Consider the following 18251-nt stretch of genomic DNA (forward strand, 5'->3'; position numbering starts at 1 on the left):
GTTCGAGCACACCGCGCAGACCCTCCGCGACGAGGCCGCGCAGCTGCCGCACCGGCGTCCACGTCGCCTGGTCGCCGTAGGCGTCGGAGCGGGTGAGGATCTGGAAGCCGTTGCCGGTGTACTCGGCGGCGGTCGCCGCGAGGAGCGCCTGGTGCGCGGCCTCGTCGCGGAGGGTCTGCGCGGTGTGCTCGAACTGCGCCGGGTCGTGGGTGGCGACCTCGATCAGGGTCGCGCGGGCGTCGGCGTCGTCCTCGAACTCCAACAGCACCGCCGCCTGGTCCAGGGTCAGCTCGTGCTCGTGCAGAACGGACGTGACGGTCGCGGACTCCGCGACCGCGAGGCCCTTCTTCACCGCGTCGGTCTTGGTGCCGGTGCGCTTGGCGATCGCTGCGGCGGTGACGCCCTCGAACGCGAGCTGCGCCCACGCGGCGGTGCGGTCCGCGACGCTCAGCTCGGCGCGCTGGTCGTTCTCGATGATCTGCTGCACGATCCGGTCCGCGGTCGTCTCGTCGCCCTCCACGACGTAGACGGGGATCGTGGGCACTCCGGCCTCGCGGGCGGCGAGGGTGCGGCGCTGTCCGGCGCGGACGATGACGTTGCCGTGCTCGTCGCGGCGGGCGAGGACCGGGGTGATGACGCCGTTCTCGCGGATCGACGCGATGAAGTCCTTCGTCAGCGGGGCGCTGGTGCGCACGTTCGCCTCGATCACGAGGGCGGTCGGGTCGATGTGCTGAACGGTCCCGGTTCCGGTGGTGATAGTCACGATGGTTTCTCCTCAATCGGTGTGCGACCATGAAGGTGACAAGTCCCGTGGTTCTAGACCAACTACGGGGCTTTTGTCGTCTTCCTGATCGTTTTTCTTTGCCTCTCCGGCGAGTGATAACCAATTGAGTGGAGTCGGCGGAGTGACGGCTCTCTTGGGCGAAATAAGGGAGCTTGCGACCGCGTCCGAGAGAGACGGCACGTAGCCGGCGGAGCGAGATAGGTTGAAACCGCGGAGAGGTGAAGAAAACGGGTAATCCGGCCGCGTAGCGGCTCCTGCCGGCGGTGTTCCGTCACCGCTGCGCGTGCGGAGCTCGCGCCCCGCCGGAGAAACGACGTCGGTAGGCTTCGGGCAGGTGACGCTTGATCACCCCGAACGGGAGAACGACATGAACGCCGTGATCTACCGCATTCGCTCCATCGCCGCATCGCTCCGCGCGAAGTTCACCAAAGCGCCGACGGCGCTGCCGAAGGATCCGTTCGGGGAGCCGCCCCGCGAGGCTCACGACCCGCACTCGTATCAGGAAGAGTCCTGGAAGGCACCTGCGCCCTCCACGATCAACTTCCACTAAAGCCATGCTCCCCGGGGGAGTGTGAGGGGGTCGCCCCTCACGGGCCGGCCCAGAAGGCCGGCCCCTCCCCCGCACTACTCGGCGGGCGTCAGGAACGCGATCAGCGCGGCGGCCTCGGCGGTGCCGTCGTCGTAGACAGGCATCCCGCCGGGTCCGCACTCCCCCGGCAGTCCGAGCGTGTTGCGGGTGTGCGCGAGGATCTCCGCGTCGGTCGCGGTGGTGTTCTCCGGGTCCTCGTCGCGACTGATCGCGAGGATGAGGGCGAGCTGTTCGGCCGTGGCGCGGCCGGTGTCGGTGCGGGTCATGGTGTGGTCCTCTCAGCGGTTCAGGAACGGGGCGACGCGGCGGATCGCTGCGCGGCGGGCGTGGGCGATGCAGTGGCGGAACGAGCCACTGGTGATGCCGTGCAGCTGGTCGGAGTGCCACGCCTCCCAGACGCCGGACTTGCGGCGGGTGACGTGCACCGAGGGCGTCGTCTTGGGGTCGGTGCCCACGACGCGGACGTCGACCGCGCGGGTGTTCGCGAGCGTGAGGTAGGTCTTCGCGGTGGTCTGCAAGTCGGTGATGGTCTGCATGGTGTGGGTGCTCCCTCTGACTGATCGTTTTTCTTTGCCTCTCCGGCGGGGAAAACCGTTTGAGTGGAGGCGGCGCAGTGACGCCGATAGCGGGCGAAATAAGCCCGCAGGGCGCGTCCGCTATCGGTGGCACGGAGCCGGGGGAGCGAAATAGGTTGAAACCGCGGAGAGGTGAATAAAACGGGTGGAACGGGCCGCATCGCGGCCTCCCCTCGGCGGCGCTCTGTCACCGCTGCGCGAGTGCAGCTCGCGCCCCGGACCGGGATCACGCCCTGAAGAACGACAATTGCCGATTAGGGTCGAATCTGTCGTTTATATACGCCCCTGCATTGGGGTCAAGGCCTGGGTCATCGATACGTGCCTCTGTTACGAAGTATGCGGACACATACTTTTCGACGACCGGAGCCCCGCATGCTCGCCACCGCACGACCTCAGACGCGAGCCACCGCTCCTGCCGTACTGCTCGATCACGGGACCCTGCCCGCGTTGCCGATGGACTCGGACCGGGTGCTCGTCATCCGCGCCGCGTCGGGCGATGACCGCGCGTTCGCGGCGATCGTGAACCGCTACTCGCGTCTGCTGCGAGCGATCGCGTCGCGAACCCTCGGAAGCTCCGCCGACGTCGATGACGTGGTGCAGGAGACGTTCCTCGCCGCATGGACGCACATCGACAACGTGATCGACGGGGACACGATCGCCGGCTGGCTGGCGACCACGACCCGCCGGCGCAGCATCGACCGCCTCCGCGCGCCCGCGTCCGCGCGCCGGTCGGAGCTGAACGAGGAACTGCCGGCGCTCGAAAAGGACGACCCCGAAGCCGCCGGCCGATGCGCCGTTCTCGCGGCGGACGCTCGGCGGGTGCTCGAGAAGCTGCCGGTGCTGCAGCGTCGCTGCTGGGAGCTGCGGCAGCTGCACGAGCTCAGCTACGACGAGATCGCTCTCGACCTCGACCTAACCCCAGCTGCTGTGCGCGGGCTCCTCGCTCGTGCTCGACTGCTGATGGCAAGCGAACTCGCCCACTGGCGCTGACCAGCGCGAGGAACGAACACAGCCGCTCCCCCCGAGCGACCGCTTCAGGGGGGAGTGTGAGGGGATCGCCCCTCACGGGCCGGTGACGCCAACCCACTTGCTCGAGCGAGTCGTATCGGCGCAGTGCGCGGCGATCGCGGAAGTGCGCGCGTCGATTCCGGAGGATCACGTCATCCTCTACGTGCTCCGGATCGCGGACGGCTCGAGTAGAGCACCGGGCGGCTCCAAGCCACTAGCGTTGCCATCCAGTCCTGAAGGTGATGGTTCCGTGATAGCAACAGCGTTGAAGCTCGTCGGGAAGTCAGTAGCGTTCGTCGCCCGCGTCGTGGGCGCGGCGGTGTCCGCCGGACTGGCCTCACTCGGTGTGGGCAGTTATCAGCAGCCAAATCCGGGGCCGCCGCCCTCGACCACGGACAATCGCGAATATCGCCCGTAGAAGAAGATCATCGCGGTGACGTCGGCCTCGGCGATCGCGGAAGTGCGCGCGGCGATTCCGGAGGATCACGTCATCCTCTCCGCGCTCCGGATCGCGGACGTCTCGGAGTAGGGGCTCAGGCCGTCCCGGCGAGGAGTGCGACGGCCGCTACGGAGAAGAGAACAACGGCAGCCAGGAGAGCGCCGCGGGCCCGAGCGCGCTTGTCGACCGCGACCTCGGACACTTGCGCGGAGTGGAGCTCGGAGTCGCGATAAAGCGGCACGATACCGGCGACGACGAGCGCGGCACCTGTCACGGCCAGCAGCAGAGCGATCCCGTCCCACATGCCGACCAACTTACTCAGCCGCGGGGGCGGCGCTGCGGCGGGGTGCGCGCTGGGTGGTTGTGGTGACGACGGCGGTCGCGCGGGTGAGGTTGGGGCCGATGGCGTCGGCTTCGAGGACGCGGCCGGTGCGGCGGTTCTCGCCTTCGCCCCAGGCGACGGTGCGCTCGTAGCCGACGACGATCACGGCGTCTCCCTTGTGGAGGGAGGCGAGGACGTGCTCGCCCAGTTCGAACTTCGCTTCGACGTAGTGCGTGGTCGGGGCGTCGTGCGGGGTCCACTCCCCCGCGCGGTATTCGCCGGTGTTCTCGATGACGCGCAGCTTCACGATCTGGACGCGGCCCGCCTGTAGGGCTTCGGGGTCGGCGGCGAGGTTGCCGGTGATGGTCCTGGTGCTCATCTGTCGTCTCCTGCTCGTGCGGTTGGTGGGTCCCGTCGACGTCGACGGGTTCTCGGTCGCGGCCGCGGCGGCCGGGGTGTCGGTGGGGGGTGTCTCGATGCCCCAGGACGCCAGAGCGTCGCGACGGGTGACTTCGACGGGCGGCTCGGACAGCGCTCTGCGCTGTTCGAGCTCGGCGCGCGTGACGGTGAGGTCGGGGACGCGGCGCTCGTCGCCGTAGGCGAGGCGGTAGAGCCGGTCGGCCTCGTTCTCCAGCCAGTCGACTTCGCCTTGCCGGTCGGCCTGTCCGGCGAGGTACCCGGCCCGGTAGTCGTCGCCGGTGACGTTCGGGCCGGTCATGCGGCGTGCTTCTCGATGAGGTCGGGGCGGAAGCCCGACCAGTGATCCTGGTCGCTCGCGACGACCACGGGGGCGGCGGAGTAGCCCAGCTCCTCCGTGACGTACGCGAGCGCTGCGGGGTTGGTGGTGATGTCGACGGTGGTGTACTCGATGCCCTTCTTCTCGAGCACCCGGTAGGTCATGGTGCACTGCACGCACGACGGCTTCGAGTAGACGGTGAGCATCAGTCGTCCCACCGGTCGCCGCGATGCGGGTCGTGCTCGTCGTTGACCGGGGACCAGGCGTGCAGCTCGGCCCACTTCTCGGCGGCGTCGGTGTATCCGGCCTGGGTGAGGAGGTCGATGATGCCCGTCGCGCGCCAGCACGGCAGCGTCGGGGCGATAGCTTCCGTGACGGCCGGGTCGGAGAGCGTGGCCGCGAAGGCCGCGACGGCCGCCTGGTAGGTCGCCGCCGGGTCGGGCGTGGTCTGCTGCTGCTCGCTCATCGGTGGGTTCCTTCCGGGGTGTGGGCGTCGCCCTCGTCGTCGTCGCTCGCGTGCTCCGCGATCCACAGGTCCGCGGCCTCATCTCGTCCGAATGCTCGCAGGAGTCCGACCAGCGCGTCGACCTCGGCGCAGCTGAGTCGCACGGCCAGCTCGTCGGCGGTGTCTCCGTGGGAGAACACGGACGCGAACTCGGCCACCGCGTCAAGGAGGGTCGGCTCCTCGGCCGCGGGGCTGGTGGTGATGGTGTCGGACATGGCGTTTGCTCCTCGGTGGTGATGCGGGTCAGGATTCGGTGCGGGTGAGGGTGTCCACGAACATGACGCCCTCGGGGCCGGGGATCGTGGCGGTGTGTGCCAGCGCCCACCCGTTGCGTGCCAGACCTGAGAGGTCGACGTCGCGCTCGGCGATCCGGCGCAACTGGCTCTGCATCCCGTCCTCGTTTGCGGCCGGGACGAAGGTGCTGACGGTGGTGATCTGCTGCATGTTCTTCCTCTTCCTCATCGTTTTTTTGCCGTGAAGGCGGTTCTCCGCCCTAGCAACCGGAGGGCGCAGTGCAACCAGCAGGGCGGCGGTGGAGAGAGTTTCGGCGCGATGTGAGGGAGCAAAGCTCCCGCGTGCCGAAAGTCTCGGAGGAGCCGGTGGCGCAGCCACTTGAACGGAGCCCGTAGGTAGCTACGACCGCAGCGAAGCGGAGGGAGCCGCCGAAGGCTTCACGGCAAAAAAGGGTGTGAGCCCGTAGGGCGACCAACGGCGGCCGGCGCAGCCGGGCGACCTCCTGGCGGTGCTCCGTCGCCGCTGCACGAGCGCAGCTCGCGCCCGCCCTGTCATAGTCGGACCGCTCGCGGTCGCCGATGTCACGATGTGTCCATGAGGGAACGCACGGTGATAGCGGTCGTCACCTCGAGCGTGACGGGAGAACCGGACATCACCCTCGACGGACGTCCCATCGGGGATTTCGTGACCGACGACGATCCGGAGGGTACGGGTGACGTCTTCACGGCACCCTGGGGCGAGTGGCGTCCGTTCCTCCTCTCGCTTCTCGGAGAAGGACCATCGGTCGTCACGGCCATGCTTCCTGGCCGGATCGCGCTGGCCAGCTGCGCGTCCTGCGGCGACTCCAGCTGCGGCATCCTCTTCAGCGCAGAACTCGTGCGCAGCGACGAGATCGTCCAGTGGAAGGACTCCCGGTGGGAGTCAGAGACTCTTCGACCGCTTCCACCTCCATCAACGCTTCTCGGCCGGCTCAGCCGGCGGCTTGGCTTCGGCGTGACCGATGAGTTCGCCGGATGGTGTCCGAACGGAGAGCTTGTTCGTACCCTCACCTTCGAGAGGGAGCAGTACGACGGCGCAATTCGCGAGGCACTGCGTCTGACGTGACTCGCAGTGACACGAGCGCAGCTCGTGCCTCCCGGAACGGGAATCCCGGGGTGTGTGAGGGGCCCGCCCCTCACGAGCTACCTACCTAGGTATCTAGGTAGGTAGCTCGCAACCGTTCAGCTCGCGGCGGCCGTCTCGGTGGCGGCCTTCTCGGTGGCGGCGGCTCGGGCTGCCTCGACTTCGGCGGCGGTGTGGTGTCCCTGCACGTCGGCGTAGACAACCTTGTAGGGGCGGGTGCCGTCGTTCCAGTCGAGCGCGACGGTCACGCTCTTGGGGTTCACGCGGGTAACGACGTGCCAGCCGAAGCGGTGCTTGATCATGTCGCCCTTGTTGATCGTGTCGCGGCTGTGGATCGTGACCTGTCCGGCGGCGGCCTGCGCCTCGCGGACGGCGCTCCAGTAGTCGCGCTGGTCTTCGAGCTGCGCGCGCTGGGTGAGCAGCCGCTCCCGGTAGGCGCCGGTCGCGGGGGCGGTCGTCTCGATGTAGCCGCCGCCGAAGTTGTGCGAGCTACCCTCGATCCTCCGTGTGCAGCCGCGAATGTCGGTATCGAGGCGGTCGATGCGGCGGGCGACCATTCCCGGCGCGTAGCGGGATTCGGTGGTCCCGGCGGCGACGTCGGCGCGGGCACGGGCGCGGGTGGCTTCGCGGTCGGCCTCGACGCTGCGGCCCATCGCGGCATCCGCCTTGGCGATCGCGTTGCGGTGCCGGTTCTCGGAGTGGTGGCCGATCTTGATCGGCTCGCCTCCCTCGGGGAGCCGGTCAAGCGCGCGGCGCGCGGCCGCGTCGGCGGTGTCGGCGTCCGCGGCGCGCCGGTCGGCCTTCGCGTCGAGCGCATCGACGCGGGCGGCCTGGCGCTCGGTCTTGTCCGCCTCGACCTCGGCGGTGGGCCGGAACGTCTCGTCAGCGTCGATCGTGACCTCGTGCCCGGCGTCGCGCAGGGCGGTCGCGGCACGGTTGATGGTCCACCACTTCGGGAGGCGGTCGCGGGACTGCGGGACGTACCAGGCGCCGATGGAGCGGCCCCAGCGCCAGCCGTTCGCCTTGAGGATCTCGGCGGTGCCGTCTCCGCGGCTGGTGCCCTCGATGATCGTTCCGGCCTCGGGGGTGTGGGTGATGGTGAGCATGTCGGTTCTCCTTCTCGGGTCGGTGATCAGTCGTTGGCGAGGTAGTCGGCTGGCGTCTCGCTGCGGTCGTGCAGCGAGTAGGCGGCGGGGTACAGGTCGAGCGCTCGGGCGACCGCGACCGGCACGACGACATAGGCACCGGAAGCCATGTAGCCGATGCGATCCGCGGGCAGCGGCTCGACGGGCTCAAAGTGCTGCAACGTCACCCCGGCCACCGCGCGGCCACCGCTGCGGGTGACCAGGCGCACGGCGGGCGTCTGCTCGGTCACCGGGTCGTTGCCACCGGCGCCGACGATGACCACCTGACGCGCGGTCCGGCTGATGCCCTCCGCTCCGGGTCCGTGGTTCTCGCTCTTGATGACCTCGGTACGTGTGCCGCGCTGCTCGCTCATGGTGCGTCTCCCTCTGGCTGATCGTTTTTCTTTGCCTCTCCGGCGGGGAAAACCGTTTGAGTGGAGGCGGCGGAGTGACGCCGATCACGGGCGAAATAAGCCCGCAGGGCGCGTCCGGGATCGGTGGCACGCAGCCGGTGGAGCGAAATAGGTTGAGACCGCGGAGAGGTGAAGAAAACCCGAAGGATGGGCCGCTCTGCGGCCTCCCCACGGTGTCGCGCAGCGACGCTGCGCGAGGACCCTCGCGCCCCCGGAACGGGTGTCTAAGACGCGCTCAGCGGGGTACAGGGCATGACACAGCGTCCAGCGTGCGAAGTACCCCGGGCGTGATCGTCTGGGCCGACTAGCGGCCGAGGCCTCCGATTTCGGGGCCGCGGGCCGGCTTCCTGCTCGTGGGGAAGCTCTGAGCGGCTGTTGCGCGTGTCTGCACGAGGGCGGTATCGACTAGCGGGCGTCCAAACGCCGTGCGGGACTTGTCGACGTGGACAGTGCGCGGCTGTCCTTCGCTGGCGGTGTTGAACCGGCGGAATCGCATCACGGTCGGGCCGGTTTCTGCGAGCTGTTCAGCGGAGAACTCGGGGAACGAACGACCCTCGGGGCCGGCGTAGACGTTGCGGGCGTACTCGCTGGGAACCCATCGGCCGCCGAGCTCATCGGCGCCGGCGAGGGCGCGTTCGTAGGACTGCTGCCACCGACCGGCGATCCGCGCTTCCGACAGCTCGAACGGCACCTCGACGTCGATCACTTCGACGCTGTAGCCGGCGGCCGCGAACCGTTGCCCCAGCTCGACTGCCTTCTCGGGTGAGGAGAGCACGGTGTCGATGACGACGTTCTGGCCGTCTCGCATCGCCGCAGCGCGGAGCTGGGTGGCGAGGAGGGAGGATTCTTCGTGCACGAGGGAGGCCAGCTCGAGCGGGAAGAACTTCTCCCCCGCCGCCTCGGCGGAGCGCACCTCTGGCGGCAGAATGGCGCGGTCGTAGCTGCCGTCCTTGATCGCCTCGGTGAGCAGCGCTCGCTTGAACTCGTCGGCATCGACCGTGAGCCACGCGCTGCGGTCGGCGCCGAGCACGTCTGCGAGAACTGTCGACTTTCCCGCTCCTGGTGGGCCGGCGAGGATGATCGCCTTCTTCTCCGAGCGGACGTCGGGAAAGTGAGCGCGGTACTCGTCCACGAGGCGGGCGTGCATGAGTCGGCGGGCAGCGCGAGGCTGGACCGATCCATCCGACTCCCGGGTGAACCAGTCCCGGTTGTTGACCGTCGCGCGCTCACTCGCAGGGCTCAGTGGGCCTCCCGCCCGAGCCCACGCGCGCACCGTCTCACGGTGCGCGGCGATCGCTGACGAGTCCTCCGCCGTCACCGACCTTGCTCGCTGTAGCGGTCAAGGATCTCGTCGTACGCGTCCGCGTCGATCAGGTGCTCAGTGAGAGCGCGACCTACTTCCTCGAACTCCCCCGGGTCCAAGGTGGTCCAGTCGTAGCTATCGCTGGGCGAGCCTGGACGATACGGCCAGCGGCCGAGCTCATCGATGACTTGCTCCCGCGTCAGCTCTCCCGCGTCGTAGCGCTGAGCGATTTCGTAGGGCGTCGCGCCAGAGAACCCGGGACGCACGTCAGGCACTGCGGCCGCAGACTTCAACGCACTGTTGACCGACGGCTGCGAGATGCCGATGTCGCGGGCGAGCTGCGACTGAGTGGTGCCTTCGGCCGCCGTCCGCAACGCGCGGAGGTATGACACGCGGGTTACGGCCTGCAAGCTGCGTAACCGGCGAACAGTGTCCCCGTCGGGCCTCTCAGCGATCGACACGGCAACCACCTCCTATAGAAGATTCTATCAAGTTGAGGGGACAGGGGACAGAGAGCAATGCGGTGATCTACTTGCATTCATTCTGATATTAAAATGAATGCATCGGACTTGACTGGTCAGCGCTCAGATTGGTGGTCGGCGCGCAGGGCTTCGAGCCCGCGTTGCAGGGCGCGGAGCGCGGTCTTGTGCTGGCTGCGGTCCTCGAGAGCTGCAACTTCGGCCAACTCCTTCGCCAAAGCAGGGTCAGGCCAGCGGACGAGGAGAGTTCGGCCGAGTCCGCTAGGCCACTCCCCCGCGCTCTCGACGGGCCGCTTCGCTGTGCCCGCTGCCCTCCCGGCCGACTTCGCCACTGCCAGCGGCGTAGTCGCCGTCGTAGCGGCTTGCGCTGCGGGGGCCGGGGGTGCGTCGGCCGCGTCACCGAACCTTTCGATCGCGGCAGGGTCCACGGCTGGCCGCTTCTTGATTGCCATTACGCCACCAACTCCGCAGCAAGTTCCTGAATTTCAGACTTTGCCTTGACGTTGTTCCATTCGACAACCCCGAGCCCTTCTCCCACGACGTCTCGGTAAGCCTTCCGCTCGTGGATCACTGTCTCGAGAGGCCGGATGCGCGGGTACTCCGCCAGGTACTCCCCTGCGTCGGTTCGTTCCGTGACGGCCGGATTGGAGGGGGCCTGGGCGATGAGGCCGCGCACGTCCAGGTCGGGATTGAAATCGAGAGCTTGGTCAATGACTTCGGTCATGTGTCCGAGAGTGTCGAGGTCGAGCTGACTGGGCCGAACGACCACGACGAGCTTGTCTGCGGCTGTCATGCCGGTGCGCATCTCCTTGCTGTCCTTGCCTGCGACGTCGACCATCACGACGTCGTAACGAGTCGCGAGGTCTTGCAGAGTTTGATGGATGCTGCCGAGCTTCTCGACGCACGCGATCGCTGGCTGGTGTCGGTTCTCCTCGCGGTCGGCGTGCCACCTGGCCGCCGAGCGCTGCGGGTCGGCATCGACCAGGCAGACGTCCTTGCCTTGGCGGGCGTACTCCGTGGCGAGATTGACCGCGATGGTCGTTTTCCCCGGGCCGCCCTTCTGGCTGCCGATCAGAATGATCATGCGTTCACATCGCTTTCAATTTGGCTTCAAAGTGCATGCGTCTTGCGATCCATATGCGCGAGCGGCAGGGATGCAAACTGCTGCGAAGTGATACCAGTCTGACATCATTGCAGGATGGATGCAAGGCGCAGTCATAGTGAATGCAGATGGCAGAACGGTTGCAGCTTGCAGGCATAGTGCATGCATGTGACAGAATAGATGCAATATGCAACCATCCTGAATGCAGATATTGGACTGAATGCACTATGCATTTGTCTGGGAGACGCGGGGGAGCAGCCTCACCTCGCGTGAGCGGCGGCTGGTTCACCCCAGTGGGGAGGCATCCGTCGTTGTTCGAGAGGACGACGGGCCGGCCTGCGAGCTTCGGGGCGAACAGTCGCTCGCAGGAGACGTAGAACGAGTTGACGTCGACCAGACCGATCCGCTGCTCAGAGCGCACGGTGGAGGTGGTGGAGGCAGACGGTGACGACGCCCCACACCTGGAGGTCGCTGAGCTCCGGGACGAGGATCGGCGGGTACTCGGAGTTCTCGGCGCGCAGGATCACGCCACCGGGGGAGAGTTCGAGGCGCTTGACGGTGAGTTCGCCGTCGAGGATCGCGACGACGACGTTGCCGTGCTTGGGGGAGAGGGAGCGATCGACCACCAGCTCATCGCCATCGCTGATGCCGGCACCGACCATGCTCTCCCCGGAGACGCGGACGATGAAGGTGGACGTCTTGTCGCGGATCAAGTGGTCGTTGAGGTCGAGAGAGCCGTCGAAGTAGTCCTGCGCGGGGGAGGGAAAACCGGCCGCTACCGCGTCGCCAGCAACGAGGAACGCGATCGCCACGGCGTCCGGCGCCGGAGTCGAGATCCGCTCCACGATCGTCACAGTCATCTCGATACCTCTCGACGTGTTCGAACGTATGTTCGATGAAAGTCGAGTGTAGGTCGGAGGATCTGACAGCGCTCATGTACGCCGGTCGGCGGGGCCGTCTCGGGCGCGTCGAGCTCGGGTCCGCGTCGACGTCGAAGGGCAGCGTCGGGGCTAGGCAGCGGTGGAGGACCACCAAAGCGAGCCGGGGGCGAGCATGCCGGTGCGTCCCCAGTGCAGCGCCTCGCGGTGATCGCCGCGGCCGGCGGCGTCGCGGGGGTAGAGCGGCCAAACGCGCTCACCGGGTGTGGTGTCCTCGAACAAGAGTCGGCTCGACACGTGTCGGCGTCGCGGGCGTTGTCTGGGGGAGGAGGAGCGGTGGCTCAGCTCTGCTTGCCACCAAGCCCAGACTTCGCGCTCGACGTCGTAGCGGTGGGCTCGATCAGCGAGGGCTCCGTCGACGCCGAGGGTGCGAGCTGCGACAGTGCGGAGATCGCGCTTGGCTCGGGTCCATCCCGTCGTGTGCTTGATGATCAGCCGGTGTGTGCGTAGGCGGGAGAGGGCGGTGGCGGCGGTGCGGGTGGTGATGCCGAGCAGCGTGGCTGCGGCGTCGAGGGCGAGGGTCCCTTCTCGGCGCAGCAAAGCGTAGGTCTTTCCTGCCAGGTGCCCCAGACCGGCGCGGGTGAAGAGGTCGTGCCGGGTGTCGGTGAGGTCGGCTTCGAGCATGGTGAGGAGCATGGTTCGTTCGGTGAAGATCGGCCCGGGGGGGCGGGGGTTATTAGTGGTTGTGACCGGACCTTGCAGAGAGCCTGTGGAAAGGTGCTCGGACAATCGCCATTCGCTGGCGTTCGAGCCGTCCGCACGGACGGCGAGCTGCACGTAGCCGTCCTCGCGCAGCGTCCGCAGGGCGCTGGCCGCGGTCGTTCGGCCCAGGCCCGCGAGGAGGGCGAGGTCACGGATGGACGCGGCGACGGTGCGCTTGCCGGTGTGCAGGGTGAGGTAGGCCAGGGCGGTGAGGATCGTCTTCTCCGACGTCGCCCGCTCGCTCCGACCCCACCGGCCCGGGCTCACCCGGAACCGGTCGAGGAGGGCGCTGACGGAGCCGACGAGGCTCTCCAGCTCCGCCAGGTCGCTCGGCTCGCGCTCGGACGGGAGAACGGCGTGCAGCGCCGCGTACTGGAGCGCTTTCTCCCACTGCCGCGTCAGGCGCTCGGCCGCTTCGTCGCGCGATCGCGGGCGGCGGTGGCCGCGGCCGGTGTTCTTGGTCCGGTAGTGCTCCATCCCGGGAGCGGTGCGGGCGGCGTGCTCGACGTCGGTCAGGGACCAGCCGGCGTGAGCCGCGGAGAGCAGGCACATGAACGCCGTCCACGACGGATTCGCACCGCCACCCGCGGCCGCCATGTGTCCGGCGCCGGCAGCGCTGAGCTGGCGGTGCGCCCGGTGCGTGGTGGTCGGGGCGGCCGGGGGAGTGACGTCGATGGCGCGCGGCGGGCGGGACGCTTGCAGCGCAGCGGTCACGGCCTCGATGGCGACCGCGGTGACGGTCGCATTCAGCAGCTCTTCCGCGCGGCCGCGGAGAACGCTCGAGAAGCTGCCGTCGCGGTGCGGGGACAGGGGAGGTCGAGCGGCGCCGGTGCGGGGGTTGCAGAGCATCCCGTGATCCAGCGTGCGAAAGTTCGCACGAGCGGCGATCGCCAGCCGAGCCACTGACTCGGCCGGAACACCCTCGGCGAGTGCGATCCACAGGTGCCGGCCGCCGGTTCCGGAGGACTGGCACACGAGGTGAGCGACCTGGTGCGCGTCCAGAACGGCGGAGAGTGCGTCGCAGTCGTCCGCGGCCTGCTCCATGAGGTCCGCATCAACGCCGTGGGAGTCCTTGCCGTCGAAGTCGAAGCAGAGCAGCCGGAACGCTCCGGCGTCATCTGCGAGGTAGATCGCCCACGGGGCCGCCGGCGCAGCAGGGGAGACGGGGAAAGCGGCCGGGTAGGCGTTCTCGTCCAAGCGCCCGTAGGCATCGCGGCGCATCGTTCGGACAGTGCTGCGCGGGCTCAGCCGACGTGTCAGCGACCATGCGTCGCCGCCGAGCGTCGACGAGCTGTTTCGGCGCGCCGAAAGATCCATCGTTGAATCTCTCGGCCCGTCGTGTAATCTTTCGGGCATAGAGAAGCCTCCCGTGAGGGTGGTGACTTGATTAGCTCTGAACCCGGGCTTTGGTCGGCGGTGGGTTCTGAGCTACGAAACTTGGTGAGGCCCGCTCCGGCGGGCCTCCTTCGTTTAAGCGGCTGTCGTGCGCGCCTCCTGAGGGATGGGCAGTTCGTTGATGCGATCGCGCCGAGGACGCGGGGCGTACTCGGGCATGCCGAGAGACTCCGCTGCGAGAGCGGTGATGTACTCGCCGTAGCTCAACCCCGCGGCTGTCGCATTGGCCTTGATGACCTCGGCAAGAGGCACCGCGGGTTTCGCCATGATGGGGACTCGTTGTCCCTTGCTCGGTCTAGCCATGGGCGAAATCATCCTGCGATTCCGTTAACGGAAACGTTAGGTGGGCGGTGTGTCGCCAAGTCGGCGCTCGGATCGCGAGACGCGGCGGCGCCTGGCGCTCGACGTCGACCGCGATTCGACCCACGCGTTGCCTAGGCGCCCACCCGCTTGCCGTCATGAGGACACCGTACCAAATTAGGTACGGATACTCTTACCCATCTTGATTCATTACATGCTCAGAGCCAGGGACTTGCGAGTGGCGGCCGAGCCAGTGCGTCACGATCCATTCGAACGCGTCCGGCGCCACGTTGTACTCCCATGCGTGTGCAGCCGGCGGAAGCAGTGCCAGCTCGCTTCGCTCGTCGTTCACGCTCACGAACGCTCGCGACAACGAGGCGGGCACCTCTCGATCTCCGTCCGAGTGGATGAGGAGGCTCGGGACGGTGAGTCGCGGTTCTCGGGTCCAGTCCAGGGCGTCGAAGTCGATGGGTCGGGGGAGTCCGACGAGGGTACTGAGCGGGCGAGTCGAGAGCGCGAACGTTCCGAGCGCACCGACTACTGATGGCAGGTGAGCACGGCGTGCTCCGGCGCGGATGACCTGCCGCCAGTCGGTAGCCGGGGCGATCAGGACAAGGGCTGCGATGACGTCGCGATGTCGGGATCTTTCGGTCAGCTGAAGAGCAATGCCACCACCGAGCGACCAGCCGAACAGCACGATGCTTCGCGCTCCGTGCGCCACGGCGAAGCTGATCGCAGCATCCACGTCCTCCCACTCGGCTTCGCCGAGGGCCGACGCTCCGTTACTCGTCGGTGGCGCTTCTCCATCACCGCGGAACGAAGGAACGAGCGATGTGTATCCGAGCTTGCGTGCCGCGGGGACGGAGCGCAGCGCCGTGATGCGTGTGGTGCGGATGCCGTGCACATGGATCGCCCAGGTCGTTTCCTCCTCGCCGCCGGTCGACGGGAAGAGCCATGCCGGACAGGGACCTGCTGGTGAGTCGATGTGGATCTCGCGCGCGTTCGGGTCGATGTCCTCGGGACGCGCGAAGACGTGTCCGGTCCATCGGCCTTCGTGAGCGGTGGAGAGATCGCCTCCGCTGACTCGAAGGATTTCCCGGCGCACGGTCCGACCTAGCGGGTCGTGGTGCAGGATCCGGCCGACGAGTGCATGGCCCCGATCGGAGTCGAACCAGAAGCCGTACTCGCCGTCGTGAAGGGTTTCGGGCGTGGCGTCGAGGGTGAGGGTGTCCGGGGTCGATGCGATGACCCGCATGGTTCTCTTGCGCCCCGGCATCACGACTCGCCGTCCCAGCACGACACCAACTCCGGCCAGCAGAGAGAGCGCCCCTATCGCGGTTCCGACCGCTCCTAGGGCAGTTCTCGCGCTGCCACGTCGTGCGCTCATCAGGTCCAGGCCTTCGTGGTCGCGGGGGAGGGGAGCTGTTCCATCACGATGGCCTCGGCCTCTGCCACGCGGCGAGCGTCCGCGACGGTCAGGCGGCCGCGATGGGCGTTCTCGAAGTCGCGCAGGGCGATCACGAGGTCGTACACGACAGCGATCGGAGATTCGTCTCGAGTGCCGTGTGACCCGTTCGTGGGCGGCATCACTGCGAGCCGGGTGGCGAGCCGGCGGAGTCGCCGCGCATGTCGGCCGAGTCGCGCCTCTCGCATGGCCTTCTGCAGAGTGAAGGAGGCGATTCCGGTGACGATGAGGATGACGCCGCAGTAGAACAGGAAGTCGAACGCGTTTCGTAGGAGGATGCGGAAGCCCAGATCGGTGACCTCGAAGTGGTCGAGAGCCAAGACGACGATCTCGTCGATGCACGCGAGGATGACGAGACTGCTGCCGGCGACGAAGAAGCCGTAGGAGCGCGCCTGTCTGCGGCGGAGACCCAACAGGAGCATCGTCGAGATGGCCAGGATTGCCGTCATATAGATGCTGGCGTAGAGCCAGGTGCTGGTCTGAGTGATGTGCTCGGTGATGAAGGTCTTCGAGGTGGGTTCCTTGTCGGTGATGAACAGGAACGGCACCGCGAAGGATACGAGCATGGCAACGAGGATGAGCTTCCTGGTCCAGAATCGCGGGGTGCTGCGGGACTGAAGGAGGGCGGCGCGCATGACCAGCCAGAAGGCGGTGGTCGCAAGGAGATTCTGGGCGAGGTTGATGTAGTTCTCACCACCGATGAACCGATCCAGCCCGGGGTGGACTCGGGTGAGTAGCGCTAGGGAGCCGACTCCGCTGGCGAGCCAGGACAGCCGGCTTGAGGGCTGGGAGACAGCGGCGGGGATCCGGGCGACGAAGACGACGGCGAGAATCACCAGAGCGATCAGTGCCAGAGCCTGCATCTACCCGAAGACCTCCTCGTCCTCCCGGAAGCGAGGACGCAGGAGCGAGCGGGAGAGAAGGTGTGCTAGGTGCTCTGCTTCTCCTTCGAGGATGCGCCGGTCGCCGTCGGCGTTCTCGAGGTCCTCCGAGCCGCCGGTTTCCAGGAGGCGGCCGCGCACGAGTCCGTTCGTTCCCCGGTACGACGCGAGGGAGGAGTCGTCTCCCAGGACGTTGCAGCCGGGGTGGCGAAGGACTATGTGAGCGAGTTCGTGCAAGATGCAGTGCATCTGGTAGAGCCGCGTATCAGTCGAGCGGTAGAGGATCTGGGCCTCGTGGGGGAAGTCGACCCAGAGGGCTGTGAGCGTCTCCCAGTCCGTGTCGTCGATGGCGTCGACGTGGATCGGCTTGCCGTGCAGGTCGGCGACGTGCTCGAGGAGGGCGTCCAGGGTTTGGTCGTCCTCGAATCGGTGCTGCTCGAATGCGTGCGCTGTGCGCGCCTCGACCTCGGCGTGCTCGAACCACAGGGCGTCGTTGCTCTGGGTGGCGCTCATGGGGTGGTGCCCTCCTTCGGAGTTCGCTCGATCGAGAGAATCGCCTTGGTGACGGCGGCGAGTTGCTTGGCGTTCATGCCACCCAGCGCTCGGGCGCTGATGGAGGTTGCACCGGTCGCGAGCAATGCCCGGTGGAAGCGGATCTCGGCTTCGATGAGCTCGCTGGCTTCGTCTTCACGCCTCGCGGTTAGGTACTCGTAGCTGACACCGAAAAACTCGCTGAGACCGACGAGCAGATCGACCGGCAGCCGAGTGGAGCCCTCCAGCCCGAGCATCTCGTCCCACTCTTCCGGGTCGAAGCTGATGTCACGGCCGTGGAGCGATTGAACGAGGGCATCGAGGGTGAAGACCGGAGCATCGGCGCTAGTCGGCCCTTCGGCGAGGAACTTTAGTCTCCGAGCGAACTCCCTGCCGTCGATGCGCTCAGCAGTGAGCTCTGCTCCGCCATCCTCCGCTGTCGGGGAAGAGGCGAGCTGCAGCACCTCGTACGGCTCGACTCCGAAGGCTCCGGCGAGCTTCTCGATGTCGTTGGTGGTGAACGGCGCTTCGCCCCGGAGGCGGATGTAGAAGTAGTTCGCCGAGATGCCCGCGGCGCGGATGAGCTCGGTGTTGGTCAGCCGCGCACGATCGCGGAGCGTCTCGACCGCGCGGACCACGCGTCGCGAGAAGTCCGTCGGTCCCGGCGCTGGTCGTCTAGCCACGCATGGAATGTACCAAAGATGATATAAGCCTATTTCGGTAACTCACTCAGGTTGCAATAGCTACCGAAATCGGTAGTTTTAGACGCGTGCTCGCATCTTCGTTTCGGTACTCGCCCGTGCTGCTTGCTCTCTGCGCCACGCTCCTCATCGGCGGCTGCACCTCCACCCGGTCGGACGACGCACCGCACGAGAGCGAGTCGCCGACGACGACGACGCCTGTACCGACCGCTGCGCCCTCAGCAGCGGAACTCGCGCCCAGCCGACCTGGTCCTGGTGACACTGAGCCGACTCCAGAACCAGATGTAGTGAGCGACACCGTTGCGGTAGCCACGAATGCGGTTGCCGCCTTCTGCCGTCCGTCGCTCGAATACGAGTTCTGGATCAATGAGCTGTATCCGGTGCTCTCGCAGCGGGCGGCTATCGCCTACGAGACGGTCGACCCCGCGAACGTGCCGTGCACGAGCGTCACAGGCGAAGCGCGAGTGCGCGACGGTGACGGCGCGTTCACGATGCGCATCCTCGTCCCCACCGACGCGGGGGAGTACTCCGTGTACGTCCACCGCACCAGCGAGAGCACTCCCTGGGCCGTCGAGCAGATCACCCCTCTGGCCTCGGAGTAGC

Annotated in this window: 24 protein-coding genes; 4 read left to right on the forward strand and 20 right to left on the reverse strand. The window is 67.3% G+C overall.

Annotated features, from left to right (window positions below; genetic code table 11):
* The coding region (locus C5B93_RS15345; protein ID WP_146078512.1) for a ParB/RepB/Spo0J family partition protein at positions 1-763 on the reverse strand (763 nt) is incomplete at its 3' end.
* Positions 764-1118: 355 nt separating this feature from the next.
* Between C5B93_RS15345 and C5B93_RS15350 the strand changes: the two genes are divergently transcribed.
* On the forward strand, positions 1119-1334 hold the full coding sequence (locus tag C5B93_RS15350; protein WP_146078513.1) for a hypothetical protein: 216 nt from the start codon (positions 1119-1121) through the stop codon (positions 1332-1334).
* Positions 1335-1408: 74 nt separating this feature from the next.
* On the opposite strand, the gene C5B93_RS15355 is transcribed toward C5B93_RS15350, so the two are convergent.
* Positions 1409-1639, reverse strand: a complete 231-nt coding sequence (locus C5B93_RS15355; RefSeq protein ID WP_104247873.1) for a hypothetical protein — start codon at positions 1637-1639, stop codon at positions 1409-1411.
* Between the two features lie 12 nt (positions 1640-1651).
* Positions 1652-1909, reverse strand: coding sequence for a hypothetical protein (locus C5B93_RS15360; RefSeq protein WP_104292837.1), 258 nt, complete (start codon positions 1907-1909; stop codon positions 1652-1654).
* A gap of 492 nt (positions 1910-2401) precedes the next feature.
* Between C5B93_RS15360 and C5B93_RS15365 the strand changes: the two genes are divergently transcribed.
* Positions 2402-2938 carry an RNA polymerase sigma factor gene (locus C5B93_RS15365; protein ID WP_181068412.1) on the forward strand — a complete coding sequence of 179 codons (537 nt, stop codon included), beginning with the start codon at positions 2402-2404 and terminating at the stop codon, positions 2936-2938.
* Positions 2939-3489: 551 nt separating this feature from the next.
* Here C5B93_RS15365 and C5B93_RS15370 read toward each other — a convergent pair.
* The 6 genes from C5B93_RS15370 to C5B93_RS15395 are packed head-to-tail and all read right to left on the reverse strand — an operon-like array spanning position 3490 to position 5402.
* Positions 3490-3699, reverse strand: coding sequence for a hypothetical protein (locus tag C5B93_RS15370; RefSeq protein ID WP_146078514.1), 210 nt, complete (start codon positions 3697-3699; stop codon positions 3490-3492).
* A 10-nt stretch (positions 3700-3709) separates the two neighbouring features.
* Entirely contained in the window at positions 3710-4435 is a 726-nt protein-coding gene (locus tag C5B93_RS15375; RefSeq protein WP_104292839.1) for a single-stranded DNA-binding protein, read from the reverse strand.
* Complete coding sequence (gene nrdH / locus C5B93_RS15380) at positions 4432-4662, reverse strand: glutaredoxin-like protein NrdH (protein ID WP_056045893.1); 231 nt, start codon at positions 4660-4662, stop codon at positions 4432-4434. The genes C5B93_RS15375 and nrdH overlap by 4 nt, the downstream gene beginning before the upstream one ends.
* Complete coding sequence (locus tag C5B93_RS15385) at positions 4659-4919, reverse strand: hypothetical protein (RefSeq protein ID WP_056865926.1); 261 nt, start codon at positions 4917-4919, stop codon at positions 4659-4661. Before C5B93_RS15385 ends, nrdH begins: the two co-directional genes overlap by 4 nt.
* Entirely contained in the window at positions 4916-5173 is a 258-nt protein-coding gene (locus tag C5B93_RS15390) for a hypothetical protein (RefSeq protein ID WP_104292840.1), read from the reverse strand. Before C5B93_RS15390 ends, C5B93_RS15385 begins: the two co-directional genes overlap by 4 nt.
* A 28-nt stretch (positions 5174-5201) precedes the next feature.
* On the reverse strand, positions 5202-5402 hold the full coding sequence (locus C5B93_RS15395; RefSeq protein ID WP_104273023.1) for a hypothetical protein: 201 nt from the start codon (positions 5400-5402) through the stop codon (positions 5202-5204).
* A 384-nt stretch (positions 5403-5786) separates the two neighbouring features.
* Here C5B93_RS15395 and C5B93_RS15400 point away from each other — a divergent pair, with 384 nt between their 5' ends.
* The gene (locus C5B93_RS15400) at positions 5787-6296 is read left to right on the forward strand and encodes a hypothetical protein (protein ID WP_056865921.1); all 510 of its coding nucleotides are present in this window, start codon (positions 5787-5789) and stop codon (positions 6294-6296) included.
* 116 nt (positions 6297-6412) lie between these two features.
* Here C5B93_RS15400 and C5B93_RS15405 read toward each other — a convergent pair whose 3' ends face one another.
* The 11 genes from C5B93_RS15405 to C5B93_RS15465 form a co-directional block, all read right to left on the reverse strand.
* Positions 6413-7420, reverse strand: coding sequence for a DUF3560 domain-containing protein (locus C5B93_RS15405; RefSeq protein WP_104292841.1), 1008 nt, complete (start codon positions 7418-7420; stop codon positions 6413-6415).
* A 26-nt stretch (positions 7421-7446) separates the two neighbouring features.
* Entirely contained in the window at positions 7447-7812 is a 366-nt protein-coding gene (locus tag C5B93_RS15410) for a hypothetical protein (RefSeq protein ID WP_104292842.1), read from the reverse strand.
* Positions 7813-8155: 343 nt separating this feature from the next.
* Entirely contained in the window at positions 8156-8983 is an 828-nt protein-coding gene (locus C5B93_RS15415) for a zeta toxin family protein (protein WP_258068243.1), read from the reverse strand.
* A gap of 182 nt (positions 8984-9165) precedes the next feature.
* Positions 9166-9615, reverse strand: a complete 450-nt coding sequence (locus tag C5B93_RS15420) for a hypothetical protein (RefSeq protein ID WP_104292843.1) — start codon at positions 9613-9615, stop codon at positions 9166-9168.
* Between the two features lie 469 nt (positions 9616-10084).
* On the reverse strand, positions 10085-10717 hold the full coding sequence (locus C5B93_RS15425; RefSeq protein ID WP_104292844.1) for an AAA family ATPase: 633 nt from the start codon (positions 10715-10717) through the stop codon (positions 10085-10087).
* A gap of 428 nt (positions 10718-11145) precedes the next feature.
* Complete coding sequence (locus C5B93_RS15435) at positions 11146-11595, reverse strand: LexA family transcriptional regulator (RefSeq protein ID WP_104292846.1); 450 nt, start codon at positions 11593-11595, stop codon at positions 11146-11148.
* A gap of 150 nt (positions 11596-11745) precedes the next feature.
* Entirely contained in the window at positions 11746-13596 is a 1851-nt protein-coding gene (locus C5B93_RS15440; protein WP_104292847.1) for a hypothetical protein, read from the reverse strand.
* A gap of 667 nt (positions 13597-14263) precedes the next feature.
* Positions 14264-15325, reverse strand: a complete 1062-nt coding sequence (locus tag C5B93_RS15450; protein ID WP_258068244.1) for a S9 family peptidase — start codon at positions 15323-15325, stop codon at positions 14264-14266.
* A 131-nt stretch (positions 15326-15456) separates the two neighbouring features.
* The gene (locus C5B93_RS15455; protein WP_104292850.1) at positions 15457-16398 is read right to left on the reverse strand and encodes a hypothetical protein; all 942 of its coding nucleotides are present in this window, start codon (positions 16396-16398) and stop codon (positions 15457-15459) included.
* Positions 16399-16929 (reverse strand): hypothetical protein, encoded by a 531-nt coding sequence (locus C5B93_RS15460; RefSeq protein ID WP_104292851.1) that lies wholly within the window; start codon positions 16927-16929, stop codon positions 16399-16401. It abuts the gene before it with no gap.
* A complete protein-coding gene (locus C5B93_RS15465; RefSeq protein WP_104292852.1) occupies positions 16926-17585 on the reverse strand; it encodes a helix-turn-helix transcriptional regulator in 660 nt (219 codons plus the stop codon). The genes C5B93_RS15460 and C5B93_RS15465 overlap by 4 nt, the downstream gene beginning before the upstream one ends.
* A gap of 350 nt (positions 17586-17935) precedes the next feature.
* Between C5B93_RS15465 and C5B93_RS15470 the strand changes: the two genes are divergently transcribed.
* Complete coding sequence (locus C5B93_RS15470; protein WP_146078515.1) at positions 17936-18250, forward strand: hypothetical protein; 315 nt, start codon at positions 17936-17938, stop codon at positions 18248-18250.
* The last annotated feature ends 1 nt before the right edge of the window (position 18251 follow it).

Origin of the sequence: Rathayibacter sp. AY1A2 (assembly GCF_002930935.1) — a bacterium.
Lineage (GTDB): Bacteria > Actinomycetota > Actinomycetes > Actinomycetales > Microbacteriaceae > Rathayibacter.

Bases quoted from the DNA above. Each gene is read 5' to 3' on its own strand.
- C5B93_RS15355 (WP_104247873.1), bottom strand. From the start codon at position 1,639: ATGACCCGCACCGACACCGGCCGCGCCACGGCCGAACAGCTCGCCCTC.
- C5B93_RS15360 (WP_104292837.1), bottom strand. From the start codon at position 1,909: ATGCAGACCATCACCGACTTGCAGACCACCGCGAAGACCTACCTCACG.
- C5B93_RS15365 (WP_181068412.1), top strand. From the start codon at position 2,402: ATGGACTCGGACCGGGTGCTCGTCATCCGCGCCGCGTCGGGCGATGAC.
- C5B93_RS15370 (WP_146078514.1), bottom strand. From the start codon at position 3,699: ATGTGGGACGGGATCGCTCTGCTGCTGGCCGTGACAGGTGCCGCGCTC.
- C5B93_RS15375 (WP_104292839.1), bottom strand. From the start codon at position 4,435: ATGACCGGCCCGAACGTCACCGGCGACGACTACCGGGCCGGGTACCTC.
- C5B93_RS15385 (WP_056865926.1), bottom strand. From the start codon at position 4,919: ATGAGCGAGCAGCAGCAGACCACGCCCGACCCGGCGGCGACCTACCAG.
- C5B93_RS15390 (WP_104292840.1), bottom strand. From the start codon at position 5,173: ATGTCCGACACCATCACCACCAGCCCCGCGGCCGAGGAGCCGACCCTC.
- C5B93_RS15395 (WP_104273023.1), bottom strand. From the start codon at position 5,402: ATGCAGCAGATCACCACCGTCAGCACCTTCGTCCCGGCCGCAAACGAG.
- C5B93_RS15400 (WP_056865921.1), top strand. From the start codon at position 5,787: ATGAGGGAACGCACGGTGATAGCGGTCGTCACCTCGAGCGTGACGGGA.
- C5B93_RS15405 (WP_104292841.1), bottom strand. From the start codon at position 7,420: ATGCTCACCATCACCCACACCCCCGAGGCCGGAACGATCATCGAGGGC.
- C5B93_RS15410 (WP_104292842.1), bottom strand. From the start codon at position 7,812: ATGAGCGAGCAGCGCGGCACACGTACCGAGGTCATCAAGAGCGAGAAC.
- C5B93_RS15425 (WP_104292844.1), bottom strand. From the start codon at position 10,717: ATGATCATTCTGATCGGCAGCCAGAAGGGCGGCCCGGGGAAAACGACC.
- C5B93_RS15435 (WP_104292846.1), bottom strand. From the start codon at position 11,595: ATGACTGTGACGATCGTGGAGCGGATCTCGACTCCGGCGCCGGACGCC.
- C5B93_RS15440 (WP_104292847.1), bottom strand. From the start codon at position 13,596: ATGCGCCGCGATGCCTACGGGCGCTTGGACGAGAACGCCTACCCGGCC.
- C5B93_RS15450 (WP_258068244.1), bottom strand. From the start codon at position 15,325: ATGCGGGTCATCGCATCGACCCCGGACACCCTCACCCTCGACGCCACG.
- C5B93_RS15455 (WP_104292850.1), bottom strand. From the start codon at position 16,398: ATGCAGGCTCTGGCACTGATCGCTCTGGTGATTCTCGCCGTCGTCTTC.
- C5B93_RS15460 (WP_104292851.1), bottom strand. From the start codon at position 16,929: ATGAGCGCCACCCAGAGCAACGACGCCCTGTGGTTCGAGCACGCCGAG.